Here is a 9227-nt window from a genome sequence, read left to right as displayed (position 1 = left end):
ACAACTTTTTTCATACCTTTCGAGTTCCATAAAAACAAAAAAACTTGAAAACCCAGTATAAAGATCCTTACTTGTTGTCATTAAAGCAATTAGTGCGGTGGGATAATGATAAATATGACAAATCTGTTGCGCTCAGTCGACAACAGCCATAAGGGGCTGCAATTGCTATTAGGCGATTTTTACCAAGATTTCAGTGATGCAGGGATTGATATTGAGATGCTGCATAAACAAAACCGTTTTGAAGCACTCAGATGTTATTCAAAAAGGCTAAAGACCATTCTCGTCTTGTTATGTGATGACGACTTACCACCAAAATTGGCAAAGCTTGAACACTTAAACAAACACCATTTCCCTGCTCCTAATGAATTGATCGAGGACGTTAAAACCGAGCTTAACAACGTAAACAAACAAATTAGCCAGCTGTTAAAAATCGAAAATTCAATCGATAGCCGCACAGGTAGTAAATCGTAGGGGTGGCTCATGAGTAATAAGCAAATAGAACATCACCTCAAAAAGGCACTCGTTTCGAACAACGAAGCTTCGAAGGTAACAGCAGACGATACAATCGTGCTAGCCAGTGCAATGACCAGCGTACACAAAACCTTGCTGGTTATCTTTTTGCTTTCCATGGTGGCTATCGCCGTGGCATCTCAGGCTCGTATCGACATTGTGGTGTCGGTGCGCGGTGAGCTATTGCTCGAATCTGACATCGAAAAAGTGCAACACCTTGAAGGCGGTATTCTAGAAGAAATGCTAGTACGCAAAGGCGAAGTGGTTTATGAAGGTCAGCCTATTGCACGCCTTCGCTCTCTGGATAGAAACACTCAACTTGATACGGTAAACACAGAGATCATTCAGCTTGAGCTAGACAAGATTCGTTACGAAAGCCTGCGCGATATGGTGGAACCCGATTTTTCTGCCTACATCGAAAAGTACCCAGAATTAGTGCAAGTCAACATGAATACCTGGCAGCAAGAATTTTCTAAAAACCGTTCCAATGAAGAGTTGATTACTCACGATATCCAACATAAGAATTCGCTTATTGATTCAATGCTCAAGCGCCGTAAAAGCTCCGAGAACCAGCTCTCCTTGATACGCAAGCAGCTCAATATTAAGAACACCTTGTACAAAGAGGAAATGGCGTCTTACGTCGATGTTCTGAATATGCAGGTTCAAGAGTCAAACATGGTGCGTGAGATTGAAAACCTTGATGAGTCGGTCATGAATGAGCGCTTCCAACTCGACAAACTAGAGAAGCAGTACCGAGACTTGGTGGAGAATCGTAATGCCGAGTATCAAGCGCAAATCATTCAAGCAAACAAGGACTTAAAGTTGAAACGTATATTGCGTCCTCAACACTCAGATAAAGTGGATCGCCTCGTGGTTTACGCCCCTATTGACGGTGTAGTAGATAAAGTGCACTTCAACTTCCGCTCCGCTGTGATACCGCCAGGTGAAAGCATCGCGGACATTGCACCGATCAATAACGCCCTTCATGGAGAGGCGAAGATCCCGCGTAAAGACATGGGTTTTGTAGAAATCGGACAAGCGGTCAAAGTGAAGATGGATACCTACAACTTTGCCAAATACGGATTTTTGGAAGGTCGAATTGCATCGATCAGCCGTTCTTCTTATGAAGAAGAAGACGCTGAATTCTACCTCGCGGAAATCCAAATCAGTCAAAACTATCTAGAGCGCGGAGGCACACAATACAAGCTATCCCCTTATATGGAGTTTACCGCAGACGTGAAAACAGGTTCACGCCGGGTGATCGAATACGCAGCGAAGCCGGTTATGTCGGCTATCGAAGACGCATTCGATGAGAGGTGATGGATGAGTAGCAAACCTTCTTACAATATTTCCGTTCCTGTTATGCGCCTAAGCATCGCTTTCAGCTTGATGCTGGCTGCCCTCGCCTTTTATTTGTATACCTCTTGGGAAAAAGTGGATTCAGTCGAGAAAGTGCAAAACGCGCCTCTGTTGGTTCAAGCTCAACAGCTCAACCAAACTATCGAGTTTGATATTCAAACGCTTCAACGCTGTTTAAGCGCACGTTATTGCAGTACAACAGAGCTTGATTTTGAGGTTCTGAAAGACGAAATTGACCAATTTAAGTCGCTCGCGTCACTCAACAAAACCGAGTTTAGCTTGGTGGGCGCGACCGAATACACGCAGCTTGAACTGGCAATCAATCGCTTCTCAGACAGCCAAAAAACACGCGACGATGTGTTGGCACTGTACCTCTCGCTCACCAATAACTACCTACAAATGGACGACAACTACCGGACCATATTTAACAACCATGCGAGTGACCTAATGATGGAGAAAAACGAGTTCTTCATTTGGTTGTTTGTGGTCGTTGTCGTACTGGTTGGTATCGCAGTGCTATCGAACTTGGTGGCAATCCTTAAACTGAAAAAATCCAGCTCGAATGAGCGTGACATTGACCAAGAATTCGATGAGCTTTATCAAGAGCTCAAACAACTGGATTTACAAAGGTTGGAAGAGTTGCTGAATGAAGTGAGCATCAATCCTAAGCAGCGTCAGATCTACTCTCACCTAAAACTGATTTTCAGCAAACTCGAAGAACAAAAACGCAATAACGATCTCTACAAGCAGCTCTATGCTCTGATTGGTTACGAGATTCGTGGCATCACCAACACCATTAACGGCGGCGTGCAATATCTCGTTCAAGAGACCGATGAGAGCGGCGTGTTGATGGCGCAAGATATAACCTCGGCTGCCAATACCCTGTCTGAATTGGCAGAGAACTACAACCGACTCATTTCACAAGGGACCGAGAGCAAATCGAAAGAGTTTTCACTGCTGAATGTACTGTCTGAATTGATGATTCACATCAGTTCAAAAGTGCAGCGAAATGAAGGTGAGCTAGACTGCTTTATCTCGGATAACCTACCAAACCGTGTTGGAGGACAATCCACCAGCTTATTCTGGGTGTTGTTCCTACAGCTATCAAATGCCATCCAACTCAAAGCCGACAAGAAACTGTTTGTCACCATTGAATCAGGTGCGGCGTCAGACATTGAAAATACCCGCCTGACCATCAATCTAAACTTCTTAACCACGCTGGATGTGCCGCTTGCCAAGCTCAATACCCTACACTGGAGCGACCATAAACAGCACACTGCAACCAAAGACGATTTGGCGAAAAGCGTGTTGAAAGATTATGGCTATTACGAGAGCCATTGGTATCAATCGGGCAATCAGGAACGTTTTCAAATTCAGCTCGATTTGAAAGCCAAAAGCTTCCACACCGAGAAAACTCGCTTCGACAATAAGCGCCTATTACTGTGTGCCAACTCTCAGCTGCGCATTGATGTGATGAGCAAAATGTTAGTCAACTTGGGCTTAGAGATTACGCCAATTCGAACGCCGAACGAACTCTTCTCTGCGGCAAAAACCTTTGGCGAATACGATGCCATCATGCTGACCGACACGTTCGAGCCAAACAAGCTGCCCTCACTGAGCAAAACGGTGAAATCGCAACTGCGCAATCACCCGAACACCAAGTTGCTGCTCTCGGTCACTAGCACTCAGCAAGCGCAAGAGAGCCATACCTTTGTCGACAAGATTCTGAACTCCCCTGCGATTCCGTATGAGTTTATCCCCAATCTTTTAGCAATCATGGAAGCGGAAGCCTCAGAAGATCAGATGGAGAACAGCTCATTCCTGATTGTGGAAGATGACCGTGTTCAACAGATTCTACTCAAACGTATTTTGAGCAAGCAAGAATACGAAGCCGACACCGTTGGCGATGGCGCAGACGCTGTTCAGCACTTCATGAATCAGCGCTCGGACATCATTTTTATGGACTGCATCATGCCTGGCATGGGCGGTATTGAAGCAACCAAACGCATTCGACAATATGAACAAGAAAGCGGACAAAACCCTTGCACCATCATAGGTGCGACAGCATTGACCAGCAGTAATGAACACCAAGCTTGTATCGAAGCTGGAATGGATTACGTGATCAGCAAACCTTATAAAAACGACGAAATCATCAAGGTGATCAACAAGTATGTGGCGGTACAGAAACTTAACTAGCTGCGTATTGGCAGCGCTTACATTGAGCAATGCTCCTTCGGCAATGGCAACCACCTTGCTTGAGGCGGTCAAACTCGGCTTGGAAAACAATTTATCTCTGCGCGCTAGTGACAAAGGCGTGGAAGAAAACGAATACAACATCGACATTAGCCGTTCTAAGTTTCTACCCTCTTTAAACGGTGCTGCTGATACCACATGGAATGAAAACGAAACCATATTAACGGGAACACCGGATACACGTTCTAGCTACAACTCAAACAGCTACAGCGTGTCTTTATCGCAATCGGTGTTTAACCTTGGCGACATCTTCAAATACGGCACCGCGAAACTTGATTTCAACATTGAAGAAATCAAACACGAGAACAAAATCCAGAGCACCATTTCTGAAATCGCGACGCAATATTTCGAGTACCTGAAAAACAACGCGCAAATCAAAGCCACCAAAGTCGAGCTTAAATCATCTGAAACACGTGAACGCCAAATGCGTCGCAACGTGGAGCTTGGCAACACTGCGGCGAGCGAGTTGTATGAGGTAATTGCCCAGAAAGAAGGCATTGCCAATCGCTTAAGAACCTTAGAGAAAGACCGGCGCGTAATTTTGAACGGTTTAGAGATTCAAGTTCAATACCCAGTCACCCCATCACAAGACATCTACGAAAGTGTTCCCTTGGAGGAAATCAGCGAATCCGAACAACGTGAGATTCTTGAACAAGCTTTGAAGCTCAATAACGACTTATTGGTTGCGAAGAAAACCGTCGAGCGCAGCCGAAGAGGCTTGAAAGAAAGCGGTTCAAACTTTGTGCCGACCGTATCGCTCTCTGCCAGTTACCGTTACGACGATGCGAACAACTATGACCGAACCGACCCAACCGCAACAGGGGACAGTAACTCGACCAGCGTCGGGTTGAACTTGAATGTGCCAATTTTCTCCGGCGGTTCGGATTACTACGGTTATCAAAAATCGTCGACTGCCATCGAGCGAACCGAGCTGCTGTACCAAGATTCATTGTTCGCGACGCGCAATAGCGTTAACACCTCAGTACTCAACATTAATGACTTCTCCCGCGCCATCAGCAGTTACGAGAACATCATCCGTGCCAACTACGCTTCCTACAAAGGCATTCAACGCGCCTATCAGCTTGGTACGCGAACCATTACCGACTTACTGGCAGCGGAAAGTAAACTGTTCAGCGCGCTACGTGATTACGAGAGCGCGCGCTATGACTACATCATTGAATCGATCAATCTTGAGCAAATCAAAGGCATGCTATCGGTTCAATCCATCGAAAGCATCATGCAGTTGATGAGCGATATCGAAGGCAGAAGCAATCAAGACTTAGTTCCAAAACACCTTCTCTCTAAACCATCGATTAAGAAAGGAGGTCGCAATGCAAACTGAGCACTTTTCCCAAAAGATTAACTTTGCTGACAAGTGTTATCTGACTTTCTCAACGGTCATCTCAACACTGTTTGGTTTAGTGCTGCCCTTTTCGATTCTTATTATCTTTGACCGTGTTTTACCTAACCAAGCCAAAGACACGCTGTTTCTTCTGTTTGCCATTATCTTGATCACCATCTTCCTCGACTATCACTTAAAGAATCAGGAAGAGAAGATTTCGTCGGTGATCATGAAGCAATTCGAAACCAACTTAACCAACAAGGTGTTTCAATCAATCTGTTTGGCTGAGATATCGAAGTTTCGTCGTCTAGAACCCGGTGAATACCTAGAGCGTATTGCGACCATTCCAGAGATTAAATCCTTCTTTGGCGGAGAATCTGTACGGGCATTGATCAACCTTGCCGTCAGCATACTGACCATTCTGATTATCGGTGTGATCAACATTTGGGCGGGAGTGACCATCTTGCTCGCCTCCATCATTTTGGCGGTGTTCGCACTCAGTCTTTCCAAGCAGAAAATCAACAGCTTAGAAAACAAATCCGACATCGAAGGCTTAACTACTTCTAAAATCATCGAGATCATCTCTAGCCCACTCGATATCAAAGCGCGCAATATGGAATATCGCGTTGAGAGCTTGATGACACAAATGGTGGAAGAACGTGAAGTCGAGAACATCAAATACGAGCAAATTGAATCGAACTTCAGCCTTATCTTGTCGCTCATACAACAGCTCTCCATCGCTTGTGTGGTGGTGGTTTTGGCAACGGCAGTTATCAACATGCAATCGAGCCAAGGCATCATGGCTGCCATCATCATGCTTACCAACCGCTACTTCGCGCCATACCAGCAAGTAATGCGCACGGTGAGTCGATGGGAGTTGAACAAGCTTCATATTCAACGTATCGCCGAGCTGCTTGAGCTTGCTGCATCTATAGAACAACAAAACGACACGACGGAAGTCGAGCGCATCTCGGTGAAGTATTCGGAAAAACAACGCATTGAGTTTGAACGCGGTCAGGCTTACTTGCTGACGGGGAAAAGCGGCGCAGGTAAAACCCACCTCGCCAATTGCATTACGCGGCAAAACACCGACAGCAAGCTCGATATCCAAATCAACGAGACACCGCTCGATGACGTCAACTACAACGTCTGGCGTAATAGCGTGCTCATGGTCGACAAAACCAGTTCGTTCGTCGAAGGCACCATCATCGACAACTTGACTTGTTTCCGCCCGAGCTTAAATAACACGGCATTTGCGCTTTGCGAAACCATGAACATCAAGGCACAAATCGATGCCCTTCCCGCTGGTTTTTACACCGAGCTTAAAGGACATTTACGCAATCCATTCTCGCGCCAAGTCGCTTATGCCTTGTTGCTGGTACGTGCCTTACTTGCGAACAAACGTGTATTGATCTTCGATGACATCGACTGTGTTTATGATGACGACTTTGCTCGATTGGTTTTGACCAGTACCGCCTATCGTGCCAACGACAAAATCCTCATCATCGTCAGCAACAAGATGGACAAACTCAATCATCGCCTCAAACGCGTCAAACTTACCGGAGGTGACCAATGAGTATTCTGGTTGATTTTAATAATGTCCCTCAGCGCTTGTTGGACTTTGAGGCTCGCAGCTATGACGAGCGATACAACCAGTCACCTTTGATTCGTGGTTTAGCTTACACCCTCATTGCGCTTGAATGGGAAGGCACACCTTCTATCCTCAGCGACGCTTTTATCCCTAAACCAAAAGACAGCGACAGTTTTATCGCTACGATTGAACGCCTTGGTTACCGTTGTGACGTCACCAAATTAAAAACGTTAGAGCACATCGAGGGGCACCCTCATCCTTGTTTTATCGAGATAGAAAACCTCACTGCGATTTTCTTGGGTACCAAAGACGGCAAGCTGATCCTGTTTGATTACACCAATAACAACACCATTGAATACCCGCTCTGCAAGAAGCCATGTTTGTTGGTCTCGATCAGCGAATACTCGCGCTTGTTCCGAGAGCCACCACCTGAATCTCAAGACCGCAGTAACTGGATTAAATACGCGTTTTATCGCTACAACAATGAACTCAAGAGCCTGATTATCCTCAGCTTCGTGGTCAGTATTCTCGGCGCACTCCAGCCCTTTTTTATTATGAGTGTGTACAACTTCGCCTTAACCTCTAGCTCGCAAGCCACGCTTTATTGGCTCACGTTATTTGCTGTGATTGTTGGGTTCTCGGAATACTTTTTCAAGAAAATGCGGGTCAACATCATCGCCACATCAGGGAAGGATTTGGCGGTGCATATTTCTCAAAACGTGATATCCAAACTGTTGTGGCTTCCGTATTCGATGACATCCACCGCAGGTGTCTCTTCTCAGTTAGCGCGTTTGAAAGACATCGACACGTTCCGCCGTTTGGTAACCGCAGAGTCAACATTAAGCTACTTCGACATGCCGTTTGTTATCGTATTCATTATTGCCATTGCTCTTATGTCTGGTACCGCGGCGCTAGTCGTTATGGCGGGGTTGATTCTAATGTTGGTGTTCTGTGTTTATTCTCGTTACATCTACTCGCAAGCCACGTCCAAGAGCTCTCGCGCCAACGCCATGGTTTCTTACCAATGGAATGAGATTCTTCGTGGTATAAAAACTATCCAAGGCTTGCCATTGTTGCGTGTTATCCAGTCCCGCTTTAGCGCATCGCATTTACAAAGCACCAACGATGCAGAACATGTTTCAGTGACTAATAGCAGGGTTCAGGCAGCAGGCGGGAGTTTGATTCAGGTTATTGGTACCGCAAGTATCGTCGCGGCCGTTATCGGCGTGATGGACGGCACCTCCGATGCAGGTGCAATGCTTGCTACCGTAATTTTAGTCTGGAAGGCGTTGGGGCCTATTATGGGCATCTACAACTCTATTTCTAAGTTCCAATCCATTAAGGCGTCTTCTGCGCAAATCAACAACCTTATGGCGATGAATGACGATAAGCTAACGTTAGAGAAAAGCCCCCCTATTCGCCTCTTTCAAGGTAGTATCGTCGGCTCTGGTGTGAGCCATCGTTATAGTGGTGCGGCAACAGGCTTAACTAATCTTGGTTTTAAAATTCCACCGGGCGCAAAAGTTGTGATTTGTGGACCAACAGGTTGCGGTAAAACGACGCTCATTTCTATTATCGCTGGGCTAGAGGAACGCTATCAAGGCTCAGTTTCGGTGGACGGTTATAACATCAAACAATTCAACAGTTACCGCTATCGAACCTCGATTAACTACATCCCGTTTAACCTGCATATTTTTGAAGGCTCCTTGGAGACTAACTTCATCTTGCATAATGGGTTAATCCCAACAGAAAAAATGCGTGAAATGGTGAGTTTCTTTGAGCTCGATACATGGTTGCCACAAGGCCTGGACACTCAATTGAGCGTTGATATCTGTAAAAGTTTACCAAATGGTATTCAACAAAGACTGCGGCTCGCATTAGGGCTAGGCAACTGCGAACAATCTTTGATTATCATTGACGAGCCATTTAATGGTGCAGAGCAAGAAAACTCGCACTACTTCAAGCGGTTATTCAGCGACAAACTACTCAATAAGACCGTTATTTTCTCAACGAATGATCCGGGCATGATCTCTACTTCCAATATGAGCTTAGTCTTGGAGCCAGATGGCAACTTGAAGTATTTCGGGTTAACCGATAAGTACTTAAAAAGTCTAAGTTAAGTTCGGAATGTGGTGTGGTTCATCATTCATAATTGAGCACGGTCATTGACAA

At 45.6% G+C, this 9227-nt stretch carries 6 protein-coding genes; all 6 read left to right on the top strand.

Going from position 1 to position 9227, the window contains the following annotated elements; all coding sequences use genetic code 11:
• Positions 1–102 precede the first annotated feature (102 nt).
• Genes R7R24_RS14280 through R7R24_RS14255 form a run of 6 tightly spaced genes read left to right on the top strand, consistent with a single transcriptional unit; the run spans position 103 to position 9175 of the window.
• The gene (locus R7R24_RS14280) at positions 103–471 is read left to right on the top strand and encodes a hypothetical protein (protein WP_191115902.1); all 369 of its coding nucleotides are present in this window, start codon (positions 103–105) and stop codon (positions 469–471) included.
• Between the two features lie 9 nt (positions 472–480).
• The gene (locus R7R24_RS14275; RefSeq protein ID WP_033906830.1) at positions 481–1830 is read left to right on the top strand and encodes an HlyD family type I secretion periplasmic adaptor subunit; all 1350 of its coding nucleotides are present in this window, start codon (positions 481–483) and stop codon (positions 1828–1830) included.
• 3 nt (positions 1831–1833) lie between these two features.
• Positions 1834–4065: a response regulator gene (locus R7R24_RS14270; protein WP_206947014.1), complete on the top strand. Its 2232-nt coding sequence runs from the start codon at positions 1834–1836 to the stop codon at positions 4063–4065.
• Positions 4040–5464 (top strand): TolC family protein, encoded by a 1425-nt coding sequence (locus R7R24_RS14265; RefSeq protein ID WP_064354596.1) that lies wholly within the window; start codon positions 4040–4042, stop codon positions 5462–5464. Before R7R24_RS14270 ends, R7R24_RS14265 begins: the two co-directional genes overlap by 26 nt.
• Positions 5454–7040 (top strand): ATP-binding cassette domain-containing protein, encoded by a 1587-nt coding sequence (locus R7R24_RS14260; protein WP_064354595.1) that lies wholly within the window; start codon positions 5454–5456, stop codon positions 7038–7040. The genes R7R24_RS14265 and R7R24_RS14260 overlap by 11 nt, the downstream gene beginning before the upstream one ends.
• Entirely contained in the window at positions 7037–9175 is a 2139-nt protein-coding gene (locus R7R24_RS14255; RefSeq protein WP_053809549.1) for an ATP-binding cassette domain-containing protein, read from the top strand. The genes R7R24_RS14260 and R7R24_RS14255 overlap by 4 nt, the downstream gene beginning before the upstream one ends.
• The last annotated feature ends 52 nt before the right edge of the window (positions 9176–9227 follow it).

This window comes from Vibrio sp. 704 (assembly GCF_033339295.1).
The sequence above is the reverse complement of the archived record's forward strand: the minus strand, read 5'-3'. Positions and strand labels throughout refer to the sequence as shown.